Below are 14,037 nucleotides of genomic sequence, written 5' to 3'. Positions count from 1 at the left end.
ATCCGTTGCCCAAGCTATCCGGCGTCATCGAGACTGCACTCTATGTCGATGACCTCGACCGCGCCCGCGCGTTCTACGAGGAGGTGCTGGGTCTGGAAGCGCTGACGGCGGATCCGCGGTTCGCTGCTTTCGATGTCGGTGGACGAAGCGTGCTGCTGCTGTTTCGCCGCGGCTCGGTGCCTGAGACGATCCGACTCCCCGGCGGCACCATTCCGCCGCATGATGGCAGCGGCCCCATTCATATGGCCTTTGCCATTCCGGTGGCCGAGCTGCCGCTGTGGGAAAAGACACTCGGCGAGCACGATGTCGCGATCGAAGGCAGGACGGACTGGCCGCGCGGCGGGAAAAGCATCTACTTCCGCGACCCGGATAACCATTTGCTGGAACTGGCGACGCCGGGAATTTGGAAGATTTACTAGGAAGCCCGCGGAGCGTTTCGAGGGGTTCTGAGTGAGTTCATGACGAGAGACCTTCACAGTGGGAATTTCGTTGTTACTTTAATGGCATTATAGTTCGTCATAGTTGGTCGCTACCCTGCGACGCCGGAGATCGACTGCAATGGATACCACCGTCCAGTCCAAGCCGAAGCCGCGGCCGCGCCCGCAGGTGATGAAGCTGACCGAGGCCGCCGCCGCGCGGATCACGGAGCTGACCAAGCGTGCCGATTCCGAGATCGTGGGCTTGCGCGTTGGCATCAAGAACGGCGGCTGCGCCGGGCAGTCCTATACGGTGGAATACGCCCACGAGATCCGCCCGACCGACGAAGTCGTCGAGGACAGGGGTGTCAAGATCCTGGTCGATCCCAAGGCGGTCCTGTTCCTGCTCGGCACCGAGATGGACTACAAGGCCGACAAGCTCCAGGCGCAGTTCATCTTCAACAACCCGAACCAGGTTTCCGCCTGTGGCTGCGGCGAGTCGGTTCAACTGACCCCGGCGAAAGTGTAGGTCTCGCCGCATGCGCGGACCTCATCCTGAGGAGCGCGCATTGCGCGTGTCTCGAAGGATGGCCGCGGGCGAGATAGCGGCCTCATGGTTCGAGACGCCGCTACGCGGCTCCTCACCATAAGGGGTGAGGTCTAGGGCAGGCGCCAATATGGATCGCGATTTCCTGATCGACCTGTTCGCCGATTTCGGCCCGGTTACCATCCGCCGGATGTTCTCCGGGTACGGCATTTCTGCCGATGGCACCAATTTCGCGCTTTCGCTGCGCGCCGGGCTTTACCTTCGCGCGGACGAGCAAACCATTCCGCAATTTGAAGCGGAAGGTTCAACGCCGTTTCAGTATCAAACTCGGGCCAAGACCGTTACCGTGAACTCGTACTGGCAATTGCCGGCGCGTCTGTTCGACGACTCCGAGGAGTTGGCCGAATGGGCGCGGGCTGCACTGGCAGCGGCGCAACGCGCGGCCCTGCTTAAGCGGCCGAAGGCGCGCAAGGCGGCGAAGCCGAAGGTTTCGAGCAAGGCCGTGGTCGCGCAGAAGCCGAAGAAGACTGTGACTAAGAAGGCTGCAACCAAGAAGAAGCCAAAGAAAAGATCCTCATCCTGAGGAGCCCGCGAGAAGCGGGCGTCTCGAAGGATGTAGGCCACAGGCGGGGCCTCATGGTTCGAGACGGCGCGTTGCGCCTCCTCACCATGAGGAGTGAGATCACGCGACCTGGCTGCGGGTCTCGGCGGCGTATTCGGGGTCGACTTCGCAGACCACACGGTTGCGGCCGTTGCGCTTGGCGGCGTAGAGACAAGCATCGGCGCGCTCGATCAGCGAATCCGTGTCGTCGTCCGGCTTCAGCATGGAGACGCCGACCGAGATGGTGACGCGGCCAAGAATTTCGCCGGTCGATTTCTTCTTCAATTCCTTGGCCATGACGGCGCGGCGGACGTGGTCGGCGACCGTCAGCGCCTGACGCAGCCCGGTATTCGGCAGCACCACCGCGAACTCCTCGCCGCCATAGCGGGCGGTGATGTCCTGGCCCTTGATGGTTTGCTTCAGCGACATTGCCACCAGCCGCAGCACCTGATCGCCGGTCAGATGGCCGTAGGAATCGTTGAACGATTTGAAATGGTCGATGTCGAACATCATCAGCGACAGCGGTTCACCGCTCGCCATCGCCGTCCGCACCGCCATCTCGATCGAGCGGTCGAAATATTTCCGATTACCCAATCCGGTCAGCGGATCGGTCAAGCTCTCAGCGCGGATCGCTTCGAGGCTGTGCTGCAGATTGCTGATCTCGGTCCTGGACAGCGCGAGCCGGCTCTCCAGCGCCTTGTTGGTCCCGCGCATCTCGCGCGTCGATTTCACCAGGCCGTCGACGATCGCCTTGATCTGATCGCGGCTTTTGGCGTTCCTGAGTTTTTCGTTCGCGCCGCTCAGCTTGGCGTCATAGCTCTCCGACATGCTGAGTGCCTCGGTGATGAGGCCCATCACGTCGTCGATCTCGCCGATCACACGCGCGCCGACCTTGTCGATGCGGTCGGAGGCCTTGATGTGGGAGAGATAGGTTTCGTAGATCTGTTCGAGATCGGACTCGCTCAGCTTGCCGTTGCGCGCCAGCGTCTCGTTGATGATTTTGTTGAGGGGAGCATTGTATCCGGTCGCGTAGACGTACCAGATTTCATAGTTGCGCGGGACGGCGGTCTGCCTGAGGGATTTGATCTGGCCCAACGCGACTTCGGCAAACGCCATCGTGCGTTCGTGCTCGTCCAGCAGCTTGACCACTGATCCCGTCCCCAATAGCGAGCAGCGCCGGTCGTTGCCGTGCAGCAATGATTAAATTATCGCCGCAGGTTAACGGAGGAGGATGAACGGCCGGTAAACAGTTCCGGCCGCAGCAAATCGACGGTTGTCAGACGCGAGCGCGAATGGGCCGCAACAGGAATGCGGGAAGGTGCGAGTGATCGGCGGGCTCCGATTCGACCTCGCGGTGGGCGCGCCGCGGTTCGGGTCGCCCGATCGAGGGCACGCGCGAAGGCTGCGCAGGGGCGGACGACGAGAAGGCGGCGGCCTCCGGCTGCGGCCTGGCACTGCGGCCCGTGCCCTTGGCATGCCGCGGTTCGCGATCGGCGCTCTTGTCACGGCGCTTATCAGGATCCCTGGCGTGTCGCGGCTCGCGTTCGCGCCGCGGCTTGCGCCCGCCGCGCGAGCCTTCCCTCGCGCGATGTTCGCGCGGCTGATCGGACTCCTCGGACGAGTCCGAATGTACGGCGTAATCACCTTCGGCGGGGGGAATGGTTTGCCCGATCAGCCGTTCGATTGCAGCGATCGATTTGCTGTCGAGCGGCGTCACGATCGAGATCGCGGTGCCGGCGCGTCCGGCGCGCCCCGTTCGGCCAATGCGGTGCACGTAGTCGTCGGCGTGATGCGGCACGTCGAAATTGAAGACGTGGCTGACGGCGGGAATGTCGAGGCCGCGGGCGGCGACATCGGAGGCCACCAGCAGCGGAATCTCGCCCTTGCGGAATTGATCGAGCGCCGCGGTGCGCGCCGACTGGTCCATGTCGCCGTGCAGGGCGCCGACGCTGAAGCCGTGCTTCTGCAGCGATTTGTGAACGACGGCGACTTCGCGCTTGCGGTTGCAGAAGATGATCGCGTTGTTGAGGTCCTTGGCGTCGCGCAACAGACGGCGAAGGAGCTCGCGCTTCTCGTGCGGCTCACGGCCGCCGTTGACCTTGAACTGCGACACGCCGGTCGCCGTGGTTGCCGGCCGCGAGACTTCGATTCGTTCAGGATTGTGCAGGAAGGTTTCGCTGATGCGGCTGATTTCCGGCGGCATCGTCGCGGTGAAGAACAGGGTCTGGCGCGTGAACGGCACCAGCTTGCAGATACGTTCGATATCGGGGATGAAGCCCATGTCCAGCATGCGGTCGGCTTCGTCGATGACCAGCAGTTCGACGCCGGTGAGCAGGAGGCCGCCGCGCTCGGTGTGGTCGAGCAGCCGGCCGGGAGTTGCGATCAGGACGTCGACGCCACGGGTCAGCTTGGAATCCTGGTCGCCGAACGAGACGCCGCCGATCAAAAGCGCAACGTTGAGTTTCTGGCCGGCGCCATACTTGTCGAAGTTCTCTTTCACCTGTGCCGCAAGTTCGCGGGTCGGTTCGAGGATCAGGGTGCGGGGCATCCGTGCCCTGGCGCGGCCCTTTTCCAGCAAAGTGAGCATGGGCAGGACGAAGGCGGCGGTTTTGCCGGTGCCGGTCTGGGCGATGCCGAGGACGTCGCGGCGGGCCAGAACGGGGGGGATTGCCTGTTCCTGGATGGGAGTAGGGGTGGTGTAACCGGTAGCCGCAACTGCGGCGAGGACCTTATCGGAAAGACCGAGATGGGAAAAAGACATTGAGCCTCTAGTCGACACCGCCGTTCGGAATCGAAGGTAAAAAGGCTGTCGCGTTTTGCCCCGAAACGGCGCGCTTTTGAAAAGCTGGGGGCTCTGACTTACGCAGACGAGCGGCTAACCTAAGGAATCGCGTTTCGATCCAAGGCCGCGTTGAGCGCGAACATAGGGTCGAAATGGCCAAAGTCAATCTGGGAACTGACCATATAGCGAAAAAGCTTAATGTTTTCGCACAAATAACGGCGAAAACCGTCATTTGGCCGTCAAACCGAGCCGCTGTATTCCTATCAACCGGAGCCGTTGAACCGTGGGCATCGGGGTGCCGACTATGGCATGAAGCGGCTTTGCACGGCCCAAACCAGGACCATTCGTGCGCTGGGGGATTTCGATGAAGGGTTGGCTTTCCAGATTGCTCGCGGTGACGAGCCTTGCGGCGTGCATGGCGGCCTTCGCCGTCCCGGCCTGTGCCGAGAAGCGCGTTGCACTCGTGGTCGGCAACAACGACTACCGGAACGTGCCCAAGCTGCAGAAGGCGGTCAACGACGCCCGCACCATGGGCGATACGCTCAAGCAACTCGGCTTCACCGTGATGGTGGCGGAAAACCAGAACCGGCAGGCGTTCAGCCAGACGTTGCTGGCGTTCGACAAGGCGGTCGACGCCGGCGACACCGCGTTCTTCTTCTATGCCGGCCACGGCTTTGAAATCGCGGGCCAGAATTTCCTGCTGCCGACGGACGTGCCGGCGGCGACCGAAGGCCAGGAAGAGCTCGTGCGCGATGCCTCTGTTCTCGCTGACCGCATCATCGAGCGGATGCAGAACCGCAAGGTGCGCACCGCCATCCTGGTGTTCGATGCCTGCCGCAACAATCCGTTCGAGCGCGCCGGCACGCGTGCGGTTGCCGGTGGCGGCGGTCTCGCGCCGATGACGCAATTGCCCGAAGGCGTGTTCTCGATCTTCTCGGCCGGGCCGCGGCAGACCGCGCTCGACCGGCTTTCCAATGACGACGCCAACCCGAACTCGGTGTTCACGCGAACCTTCGCGAAGGAATTGACGCAGCCCGGCGTCAATCTCGTGCAGGTCGCGCAGCGCACGCGGCGCGCGGTCAGCGAACTGGCAGAGACCGTCCGCCACAAGCAGATCCCGGTTTACTTCGACCAGATGGTCGACGACGTTTTCCTGAATGGTTTGGCGAAGGCCCAGCCCGAGGCGGCGAAGCCCGCCGAGCCGCTGCAAAAGCTTGCAGCTTTGCCTCCGGTACAGCGCCTGCAGCCGCAGAACGATTCCGTCAACGCGCCGATCGCGATGTTCTCGCGCCACAATGGCGGCTGGACCGTGGTGTTTTCGATCGCCGATCCGACGCTCGGCATTTCCTGGCGGATCGGCGATAGCGGCGATTTCCGCGAGACCGGCTTCATGGATACGCTCGATCCGCGGACCCGCAAGCGGATGCCCAACCCGTCGGTCGAGCTGCCGGCCGATGCAGCGGCGGCCGTCATCCAGGTGCGCTATGTCGACGCCAATGGAGAGTTGCAGGGGCCGTTCCCGATCCGGTTCGATCCCGAGGCTGCGCTGATCCGCGACCAGCGCAAGATCCTCGATATGACCGCGACGAGCTGGCTGTCGTTCCGCGAGTACAACGGGCTTCTGGTCTACTATACGCACCTGATGTCGTACCGCTGCGCGATCCGCGAAGTGCGCGTCGGCATCGACAGTGCAGTGCCCGACAAGGTGCTGAAAATGCCGCCTTGCAACACGCGCGATCCCAGCGTCATTCCACACGATGCGCAGCCCTATTTGAAGCTCGCGCCGGCGACCAAATCGGTTTCGGTGGAATTGACCTATCGCGACGGCAGCGTGTCGGAGATCAAGAGTTTTAGGCGGTAGCGACGCACACACCATCGTCATCCCCGCGCAGGCGGGGATCCAGTACGCCGCGGCTTCTCGGTTTCATCATTGACGTCTCTGGAATACTGGATCACCCGCTTTCGCGGGTGACGACAAGTGAGTGCGTGTTGGTGTTCTCGCGACCACATTGCGCCCGAGGCGCCGCGCTTTTCCGGCACCACAGTGTATTGCCGATGACGCGCCAATGATCGATGCTGCCTCGCCGGGCAAATCGGCGACAGGAGCGAGCGGTGAAAGTACGTTGCTGTATCGTCGGCGGCGGGCCGGCCGGAATGATGCTCGGATATCTGCTGGGCCGCGCCGGCATCGATGTCGTGGTGCTGGAGAAGCACGCCGACTTCTTTCGCGATTTTCGCGGCGACACCGTGCATCCCTCGACGCTGCAGGTGATGGACGAACTCGGGCTGATCGACGGCTTCCTGAAACTGCCGCACCAGCGCTTGCAGAAGATGCAAGGCATGTTCGGCGGGGAAACGGTGCGGATCGCCGACCTGAGCAGGCTTCGCGTCAAATATCCTTTCATCGCCTTCATGCCGCAGTGGGATTTTCTCAATTTCCTGCGCGAAAGCGGCAAGCGGTTCGCCTCGCTCAAGGTGATGATGTCGACGGAAGCGATCGATCTCGTTCGAGACGGCGAGTGCGTCACGGGCGTGAAGGCGAAGACGCCGGATGGCATCCTCGACATCGAGGCCGACCTGACCGTTGCCTGCGACGGGCGCCATTCGCTGGTGCGCGAACGCGCCGGCCTTGAGATCGAGGAAATCGGCGCGCCGATGGACGTCTTGTGGTTTCGCGCCGGCAAGCGGGAGAACGAAAACGAGAGCCTGTTTGCCCGGGTCGATCCCGGCAAGATGATGGTGACCTTCGACCGTGGCGATTATTGGCAATGCGCGTTCGTCATTCCCAAAGGAGAATACGACGCGGTCAAGGCGAGGGGACTGCCCGCGCTGCTCGACGACATCGCGCGCATGGCGCCGATCCTGAAACCGGGACTTGCCGAGGTGAAGAGTTGGGACGACGTCAAGCTGTTGACGGTAGCGGTCAACCGGCTGAAGCGCTGGACGCGGCCGGGGCTATTGTGCATCGGCGACGCCGCGCATGCGATGTCGCCGATCGGCGGCGTCGGCGTCAACCTCGCGATTCAGGATGCCGTGGCGACGGCGAACCTGCTGGCGTCGAAGCTGGTAAGTGGCTACCCGTCCGAAGACGAGCTCGACGCGGTGCGCCGGCGGCGCGCGTTTCCGGTGCGGATGACGCAGCGGATGCAGGTCGTCGTGCAGAACAACATCGTGAACGCGGCGCTGCAGCCGGGCAATCAGCCGCTGAAGGTCCCGCTGGTCATGCGGCTGGTCACCGCGGTGCCCTGGCTGCAGGGCATCACGGCGCGGTTTGTGGGCTTAGGCGTGCGCCCTGAGCATGTGCATTCGCCACGCAGCGCCGGCAATTGAGCTGCGGCCCTGCCGAAACAACCAGTTGTAGGTATTTTGGTATCCTCAACCGGAGATAACATTGCGCGCAACTGTAGCAATCGGGTGACAGCCAAGGGGCTGGAATCCGGGTAATTTAGGTCATCGATTTGATCCTCACCGCTGCTCATCCGCGCAGTGCTCAGTACAAGGGGCAAATGCAATGAAGAAACTGGTACTCGCTGCTTCCATCCTTGCCGCCAGCGCGGCGAGCGCGTTCGCCGCAGACATGCCGGCACGCATCGCGAAGGCGCCTGTGGTGCCCCCGGTCGTTGTCTATGATTGGTCCGGTATCTATGTCGGCGGCGCGGTTGGCGGCGCCTGGCATGACACCGCCGGAAACTTCTTCAATGCTCCGCCCTTCCTCTGGAGCACCGGTAACAGCGACACCGCTTTGATTTACGGCGGCTTTGCCGGAATCCAGAAGCAGTGGGGCAATTTCGTCCTCGGTATCGAAGGCGGCTACAATGCCCTCGACAACGGCTTCAACACCACCGCTGGCACTGGCGTCCTCGGCGCCTGCAACTTGGTCGTTGGCTTATCCTGCCAAAGCCGCGTCAATGACATCTGGTATATCGGTGGTCGGGTCGGTTATGCTTGGAACCGCTTCATGGTGTATGGCCAGGGCGGCTACGCACAGGCTGACATCGACACCCAGGTCCTGATCAACGGAACCGGCCTTACGGCGGACCATGCCGGCGCTTCGCATGGCGGTTGGTATGCCGGCGTTGGTTTCGAATACGCCGTTCTCGACAACCTGATCCTCGGCGTCGACTACAAGCACTACGAGTTCGACAGCAAGCAGCACAATTGTAATCTGGCGTTGATTACCTGCACTGCTGGAGGGGTGAGTTTCCGCAACGTCGATGCGGATGTCGACGCTGTGATGGCTCGGGTGAGCTACAAGTTCAATCCGTGGCCGACCGGGCCGGTCGTCGCCAGGTACTGATCCAAGTACTGAAATCCAGAGAAGATGGAAAAGCCCCGGCCTTGGCCGGGGCTTTTTTGTTCAGGCGAAGGATCCGGCAAGCTCTCTTTGGCTACCCCATAACAGAATACCCGCCGTCGACGGGAATCGCCGTGCCGGTTATGAAGTCGGAGGCGGGCGAGGCTAGGAAGACCGCGATGCCCGCAAAGTCGTCTATCCCGCCCCAGCGCGCTGCGGGCGTGCGCGCCAGCACCCGATCGTGCAGGCCGTCGATCTCCTTGCGGGCGCGCTTGGTGAGATCGGTGTCGATCCAGCCCGGCAGCACGGCGTTGGCCTGGATGTTGTCGGCTGCCCAGGCACAGGCGCAGGAGCGGGTGAACTGCACGATGCCGCCCTTGCTCGCGGCATAGGCTGGCGTGAAGCTGGCACCAAAGATCGACATCATCGAGCCGATATTGATGATCTTGCCGCCGCCGGCCGTCTTCATCGCCGGATAGACCGCCTGCGAACATAGGAAGGCGCTGGTGAGGTTGGTTTGGATCACGCTGTTCCATTCGGCGATATCGAGCGCATGCGGCGGCTTGCGGATATTGATGCCGGCATTGTTGACGAGAATATCGATGCGGCCGAGATCGCGGACGACGCGCTCGGTCATGGCGGCGACCGCGGCCTTGTCGGTGACATCGGCGGCAACCGCAATCGCCTTGGCGCCGCCTTGCGTAAGTTCCGCGACCGCGTCGGCCGACTTGGCTTCGTTGCGGCCCACCACGGCGATCGCCGCGCCGGCCTCTGTGAGGCCCCGGGCCATGCCGAGCCCGATGCCGCCATTGCCGCCGGTGACGATGGCTACCTTGCCGGTGAGGTCGAAGAGTTTTGCTGCCATAGTAGTCCTGCCTCCTTGAAGTGTCAGACCTCATCCTGAGGAGCGGCGTCTTCGCCGCGTCTCGAAGGATGAGAGCCGGGCCTCACGGTTCGAGACGGCGCAAGCGCCTCCTCACCATGAGGGTCTAAAAGTTTATACGAATCTAGCGGTTGCCTTGCCAGATCAGGATCAGGCCGACGGCGATGAGCACCGCGCCATATCCGGCCCATTGTAACTGGTCGATCATGAAGCTCGATGGCGGCCAGCGAATGGCACCGGTGCCCTGGCCGATCCACAAAAGGCCGATCGCAAGCGCCAGAAATCCGATGATCGAAAGGGATCTGGCCATTGCTTCCTCCCTTGCTACCGCTTTGCGCGGGGACGCGGCGCGGCTTCGTCTTCGGCTCGCCGCAGGAAACCAATGCCGCCGGCGGCCGTAGCTTCCGATCGAATAGAAAGCCGGTCGGTTCCGCAAGGTCGGAAGTCGCCGCGCCGCCACCTCAAGGGCCACATCGCCGAATGGTCTGTCTCGCGCTCGCGTTGGTTCTGGTTGCCATCGGTGCCCATGTCTCGTGGCCGCGGAACGCTGATTTGCGCGCCTTCGACCCGGGTGAAATCGCGCGGCTGGAGACGGCGATGTGGCGCGACTATTACGACAAGCGCTATGCCGCGCTGTTCTATCACCTCTACGAGCTGTCGCGGACGCAGTTCGGCTTCTCGCCGCTCGACAGCTTGCGGATCGCCTTGGCGGCGGCCAGGGCCGCGAAAGCCTTCCAGCCGACGCGCTCCCGCGAGGCCGCCAACGCCGCGCTGCCCGCGCTCGTGACCTACTACCGTTTACTCGCGTCCGCCACACCCGGCGGCTTCGACGTCGAGGAAGCCGCGCGACTCGAGCTCGATTGGTGGCAGGCAAGGCGCGAGGCCGTGGGCCCCGCGCAGTACGGCGTGACGGTCGCGCGCGTTGCCGCCATCACCTACGGCAAGCATCCCGACGATCCGTCGCTGGTGATGTCAGGTGTCGGCTGCGCCGAGGCGATGGCCTGGCGCGACGCGCGCGGGCGATGACGGATCAGGACTGGTCCGAGATCGAGTGTCGGTTGCGGCGGGCCTATTGGTCGCTGAAGGCGGCGGTGGCAGGGGGCTGAGAGGATGATCGTCAAGCGCAAGACTCGTGCCCCGGACGCAGCGCAGCGCGTAGCGGTGCGCTGCAGAGCCGGGGCCTATGGTCGAACGGAGACATGGGTCCCGGCTCTGCGGTGCAGCGTACCGGACGACGCTTCGCATCGCCGGGGGCACGCTGCACCGCGTCCAAGACAAGGTCTGTATCGAGCAACAAAAAAGCCCCGGACAATGCCGGGGCTTTTGAGCTGTCGAGTTAGCAGAGATCAGTACCTGGCGGCGACCGGAGCGCCGCCCCAGTTGAAGCGGTAGACCAACGAGGTGCTGATGGTCTGCGTCCAGGGCTTGAAGGTAACGGCTGTGCCGGTCGGGCCCGCAAGGCCACTAGCCGGAGCAAACGTCCCGGGCAGGGTGGCACGATCATAGAATGCAGAGCGATATTCCGTCTTCATGAACCAGCCGGGAGCCGAGATGCCGAAAAGGTCCAGGTTGTTCTCGACACCGCCGCCAATGAACCATCCGTGACGGTCGAAGGACTCCGTGGTGTAGAGTCCAGGACCACCGGGCGCGAAGACAGTGGATTGAGTAGTACCCGACCATTCTGAACCAGAGTAACCAGCATTAACGTAAGACAACACATTGGGCGCAACCAGATAGCCCAGTCGCACGCCAGCGGCATAGCTCGTCTCAAGCTTCATGCGGCCTTCGGTGCCGCCGATGAAGGTGAAAGGATCGCCGACGGAGCCCCGGATATCTCCGAACTGCGCGTCACCGAAAATACCGGCCACCCACCGGCCGCCGAACTGCCAGTCATAGCCGCCACCGACCGTTCCGAACCAGCCACTGCCGCCAAAGCGCTGGTCGCGGGTTATCACAGTGCCAGCTGGCCCAAAGCCGCCGGTGCTCACCACGTTGCTATCAGCGCTCCACAGCCCGCCGCCGCCACCACCGAAGATGTAGAAACCGGTCCAGTTGTATGCGGCAGCCACCGGAGCCGGAGCCTTGGCATAGGGACGTGCCCCGAGGTCAGCCGCAACGGCCGATCCAGTCATTGCTGCCACCGCTGTCAGAGCGAGCAGTACCTTTTTCATTTTCAAGTCCCTTACCTAGGTGCGCGAGCGCCGATTCCCAAAATCCAGTAGCGTGACTATACGCAGTTCCGACTAAATTGCTGTTGCGGGGGGAGCACACTGGGCCGAAAAGGAACGACTGGCAAAAGCTCGAAAGACGGGCAGATTTGCCAATTACCGACCAGAATGGCCGGAAATTGCTCGAAAATCGCCTGTTTCCGATGAATCAGACGTCCAGCAGCTCGTCGCTGGCGAACTCCGCCTTGTCGGAGATGAAGGCGAATCTGGCCTCGGCCTTGGTTCCCATCAGCCGCTCGACGGAATCAGCCGTGCCTTCGCGGTCGTCGGCCAGCAGCACCACGCGGAGCATCGTGCGCTTGGCCGGGTCCATGGTGGTTTCCTTGAGCTGAGCCGGCATCATCTCGCCGAGGCCTTTGAAGCGGTTCACCTCGACCTTGGCGTTGGCGTTGAACTCGCTCTTCAGGAGCGCATCCTTATGTGCATCGTTGCGGGCATAGACCGACTTGCTGCCGTGGGTCAGCTTGTAGAGCGGCGGCACCGCCAGATAGAGATGGCCTTCGTCGATCAGCCGCGGCGTCTGGCGGTAGAAGAACGTGATCAGCAATGACGCGATATGCGCGCCGTCGACGTCGGCGTCCGTCATGATGATGATGCGCGAGTAGCGCAGATCCTCTTCGCGATAATGCGCGCCGGTGCCGCAACCGATCGCCTGCATGAGGTCGGAAAGCTGCGCGTTAGCGGTGAGCTTGTCCTTGCCGGCAGAGGCGACGTTGAGGATTTTTCCGCGCAGGGGAAGCACGGCCTGGGTCTTGCGGTCGCGCGCCTGTTTGGCGCTGCCGCCCGCCGAGTCGCCCTCGACGATGAAGAGCTCGGAGCCTTCAGTCGCCGTGTTGGTGCAATCGGCGAGCTTGCCGGGCAGCCGCAGCTTCTTCACCGCGGTCTTGCGCGAAGTTTCCTTTTCGGCGCGTCGGCGCAACCGCTCGTCGGCGCGCTCGATGACGAAATCCAGGAGCTTGTTGGCCTGCAGCGGATTGCCCGACAGCCAGTGATCGAACGGGTCCTTGATCGCCTGTTCGACGATCTTCTGGGCTTCTGCGGTAGCGAGACGATCCTTGGTCTGGCCCTGGAATTCCGGCTCGCGCACGAACACGGACAGCATCACGGCAGCCCCCACCATGACGTCTTCCGACGTGACGGGCGCGGCGCGCTTGCCCTGGCCGATGCGCTCGGCGTGGTCTTTCAGGCCGCGCAGCATCGCGCTGCGCATGCCGGATTCGTGGGTGCCGCCGTCCGGCGTCGGCACGGTGTTGCAGTAGGAGGAGAGGAAGCCGTCGGCATCCGCCGTCCAGGCGACCGCCCATTCGCAGGCGCCATGGGCGCCGTTGCGGCCCGACTTGCCGGAGAAGATATCCGGATGCACCAGCGTATCGGCGTGAATGGCGGCGGCGAGATAGTCCTTCAGGCCGCCCGGGAAGTGGAAACTGTCCTCGGCGGGCACGTCCTCGATGCCCTTGAGCAGCGCGGGATCGCAGCGCCAGCGGATCTCGACGCCGCCGAACAGATAGGCTTTCGAGCGCGTCATCTTGAACAGGCGCTGCGGCTTGAAGGCCGCCTTGGTGCCGAAGATGTCGGTGTCCGGCTTGAAGCGGATGCGGGTGCCGCGGCGGTTGTTGATCTTGCCGAGGTCCTCGAGCTTGCCCTTGGGGTGGCCGCGCTCAAAACTCATCCGGTAGAGCTTTTGGCTGCGCGCGACTTCGACCTCAAGCCGCGAGGAGAGGGCGTTGACCACGGAGACGCCGACGCCGTGCAGGCCGCCCGAGGTCTCGTAGACCTTGGAGTCGAACTTGCCGCCGGAATGCAGCGTGCACATGATGACTTCGAGCGCCGACTTCTTCGGAAACTTCGGATGCGGATCGACCGGGATGCCGCGGCCATTATCGGTGACGGTCAGAAAGCCTTCGGCGCTCAGTTCCACCTCGATGAACGAGGCATGCCCTGCCAGCGCCTCGTCCATGGCATTGTCGATGACTTCGGCGAACAGGTGGTGCAGCGCCTTTTCGTCCGTGCCACCGATGTACATGCCGGGGCGTCGGCGCACCGGTTCCAAGCCTTCCAGCACCTCGATGTCGGCCGCGGTATAGCCCGCCTCGGCGCTGGTTCCGCGCGACGCGGCCTTGGGCGCTGCGCGGCCTTTGCCTTCCGCTCCGAACAAATCGTTGGCGGATTTTGGTTTTGTAGCTGATTTCAATGACTTGGACATGGCTCTTTAGGTGTTGCGCGCGATCTCGCGCGAGCGAATCGGTCGCTGTGACTATGCCACGGATGGGCTGAAAAGGTGACGGC

General features: G+C 63.0%; 13 protein-coding genes. 7 read left to right on the top strand and 6 right to left on the bottom strand.

Translation table 11 applies throughout. The annotated features are described in order from the left end of the window. Nucleotides 1–5: 5 nt before the first annotated feature. The 3 genes from LMTR3_RS09820 (at nt 6) to LMTR3_RS09810 (ending at nt 1,546) form a co-directional block, all read left to right on the top strand. Nucleotides 6–419: a VOC family protein gene (locus LMTR3_RS09820; protein ID WP_065744875.1), complete on the top strand. Its 414-nt coding sequence runs from the start codon at nt 6–8 to the stop codon at nt 417–419. A 139-nt stretch (nt 420–558) separates the two neighbouring features. Continuing rightward, nucleotides 559–945 carry a HesB/IscA family protein gene (locus tag LMTR3_RS09815; RefSeq protein WP_065744874.1) on the top strand — a complete coding sequence of 129 codons (387 nt, stop codon included), beginning with the start codon at nt 559–561 and terminating at the stop codon, nt 943–945. A 148-nt stretch (nt 946–1,093) separates the two neighbouring features. Next, nucleotides 1,094–1,546 carry a TfoX/Sxy family protein gene (locus LMTR3_RS09810; RefSeq protein WP_065744873.1) on the top strand — a complete coding sequence of 151 codons (453 nt, stop codon included), beginning with the start codon at nt 1,094–1,096 and terminating at the stop codon, nt 1,544–1,546. 99 nt (nt 1,547–1,645) lie between these two features. Here the strand turns inward: LMTR3_RS09810 and LMTR3_RS09805 are convergent, their stop codons facing one another. Continuing rightward, a complete protein-coding gene (locus LMTR3_RS09805; protein WP_065744872.1) occupies nt 1,646–2,713 on the bottom strand; it encodes a GGDEF domain-containing protein in 1,068 nt (355 codons plus the stop codon). A gap of 127 nt (nt 2,714–2,840) precedes the next feature. Continuing rightward, nucleotides 2,841–4,325 (bottom strand): DEAD/DEAH box helicase, encoded by a 1,485-nt coding sequence (locus LMTR3_RS09800; protein WP_065744871.1) that lies wholly within the window; start codon nt 4,323–4,325, stop codon nt 2,841–2,843. A gap of 385 nt (nt 4,326–4,710) precedes the next feature. On the opposite strand from LMTR3_RS09800, the gene LMTR3_RS09795 reads away from it, so the two are divergent. The 3 genes from LMTR3_RS09795 to LMTR3_RS09785 all read left to right on the top strand — a co-directional run bounded on the left by LMTR3_RS09795 (nt 4,711) and on the right by LMTR3_RS09785 (nt 8,643). Continuing rightward, nucleotides 4,711–6,207: a caspase family protein gene (locus tag LMTR3_RS09795; protein WP_065744870.1), complete on the top strand. Its 1,497-nt coding sequence runs from the start codon at nt 4,711–4,713 to the stop codon at nt 6,205–6,207. Between the two features lie 212 nt (nt 6,208–6,419). Next, nucleotides 6,420–7,676 carry an FAD-dependent oxidoreductase gene (locus LMTR3_RS09790; RefSeq protein WP_084029508.1) on the top strand — a complete coding sequence of 419 codons (1,257 nt, stop codon included), beginning with the start codon at nt 6,420–6,422 and terminating at the stop codon, nt 7,674–7,676. A 181-nt stretch (nt 7,677–7,857) separates the two neighbouring features. Further along, entirely contained in the window at nt 7,858–8,643 is a 786-nt protein-coding gene (locus LMTR3_RS09785) for an outer membrane protein (RefSeq protein WP_065744868.1), read from the top strand. A 91-nt stretch (nt 8,644–8,734) separates the two neighbouring features. On the opposite strand, the gene LMTR3_RS09780 is transcribed toward LMTR3_RS09785, so the two are convergent. Together LMTR3_RS09780 and LMTR3_RS09775 are read right to left on the bottom strand one after the other, a co-directional pair. Beyond that, nucleotides 8,735–9,505 carry an SDR family NAD(P)-dependent oxidoreductase gene (locus tag LMTR3_RS09780; RefSeq protein WP_065744867.1) on the bottom strand — a complete coding sequence of 257 codons (771 nt, stop codon included), beginning with the start codon at nt 9,503–9,505 and terminating at the stop codon, nt 8,735–8,737. Nucleotides 9,506–9,647: 142 nt separating this feature from the next. Beyond that, the gene (locus LMTR3_RS09775) at nt 9,648–9,833 is read right to left on the bottom strand and encodes a hypothetical protein (protein ID WP_065744866.1); all 186 of its coding nucleotides are present in this window, start codon (nt 9,831–9,833) and stop codon (nt 9,648–9,650) included. Between the two features lie 170 nt (nt 9,834–10,003). Here LMTR3_RS09775 and LMTR3_RS09770 point away from each other — a divergent pair, with 170 nt between their 5' ends. Further along, nucleotides 10,004–10,549: a hypothetical protein gene (locus LMTR3_RS09770; protein ID WP_065744865.1), complete on the top strand. Its 546-nt coding sequence runs from the start codon at nt 10,004–10,006 to the stop codon at nt 10,547–10,549. Nucleotides 10,550–10,869: 320 nt separating this feature from the next. Here LMTR3_RS09770 and LMTR3_RS09765 read toward each other — a convergent pair whose 3' ends face one another. Beyond that, nucleotides 10,870–11,694 (bottom strand): outer membrane protein, encoded by an 825-nt coding sequence (locus LMTR3_RS09765; RefSeq protein WP_065744864.1) that lies wholly within the window; start codon nt 11,692–11,694, stop codon nt 10,870–10,872. A 205-nt stretch (nt 11,695–11,899) separates the two neighbouring features. Next, nucleotides 11,900–13,954, bottom strand: coding sequence for a DNA topoisomerase IV subunit B (parE, locus tag LMTR3_RS09760; RefSeq protein WP_065744863.1), 2,055 nt, complete (start codon nt 13,952–13,954; stop codon nt 11,900–11,902). Between the last annotated feature and the right edge of the window lie 83 nt (nt 13,955–14,037).

Origin of the sequence: Bradyrhizobium sp. LMTR 3 (assembly GCF_001693485.1) — a bacterium.
Classification (GTDB): Bacteria; Pseudomonadota; Alphaproteobacteria; order Rhizobiales; family Xanthobacteraceae; genus Bradyrhizobium.
Note: the sequence above shows the minus strand (reverse complement) of the source record. Positions and strands in the feature narration are given on the sequence as shown.

What these genes read in the sequence shown, in the direction of transcription:
- LMTR3_RS09765 (WP_065744864.1), bottom strand. Translation starts at nt 11,694, where the DNA reads ATGAAAAAGGTACTGCTCGCTCTGACAGCGGTGGCAGCAATGACTGGA.
- LMTR3_RS09810 (WP_065744873.1), top strand. Translation starts at nt 1,094, where the DNA reads ATGGATCGCGATTTCCTGATCGACCTGTTCGCCGATTTCGGCCCGGTT.
- LMTR3_RS09785 (WP_065744868.1), top strand. Translation starts at nt 7,858, where the DNA reads ATGAAGAAACTGGTACTCGCTGCTTCCATCCTTGCCGCCAGCGCGGCG.
- parE (WP_065744863.1), bottom strand. Translation starts at nt 13,954, where the DNA reads ATGTCCAAGTCATTGAAATCAGCTACAAAACCAAAATCCGCCAACGAT.
- LMTR3_RS09775 (WP_065744866.1), bottom strand. Translation starts at nt 9,833, where the DNA reads ATGGCCAGATCCCTTTCGATCATCGGATTTCTGGCGCTTGCGATCGGC.
- LMTR3_RS09795 (WP_065744870.1), top strand. Translation starts at nt 4,711, where the DNA reads ATGAAGGGTTGGCTTTCCAGATTGCTCGCGGTGACGAGCCTTGCGGCG.
- LMTR3_RS09815 (WP_065744874.1), top strand. Translation starts at nt 559, where the DNA reads ATGGATACCACCGTCCAGTCCAAGCCGAAGCCGCGGCCGCGCCCGCAG.
- LMTR3_RS09790 (WP_084029508.1), top strand. Translation starts at nt 6,420, where the DNA reads ATGCTGCCTCGCCGGGCAAATCGGCGACAGGAGCGAGCGGTGAAAGTA.
- LMTR3_RS09800 (WP_065744871.1), bottom strand. Translation starts at nt 4,325, where the DNA reads ATGTCTTTTTCCCATCTCGGTCTTTCCGATAAGGTCCTCGCCGCAGTT.
- LMTR3_RS09770 (WP_065744865.1), top strand. Translation starts at nt 10,004, where the DNA reads ATGGTCTGTCTCGCGCTCGCGTTGGTTCTGGTTGCCATCGGTGCCCAT.
- LMTR3_RS09780 (WP_065744867.1), bottom strand. Translation starts at nt 9,505, where the DNA reads ATGGCAGCAAAACTCTTCGACCTCACCGGCAAGGTAGCCATCGTCACC.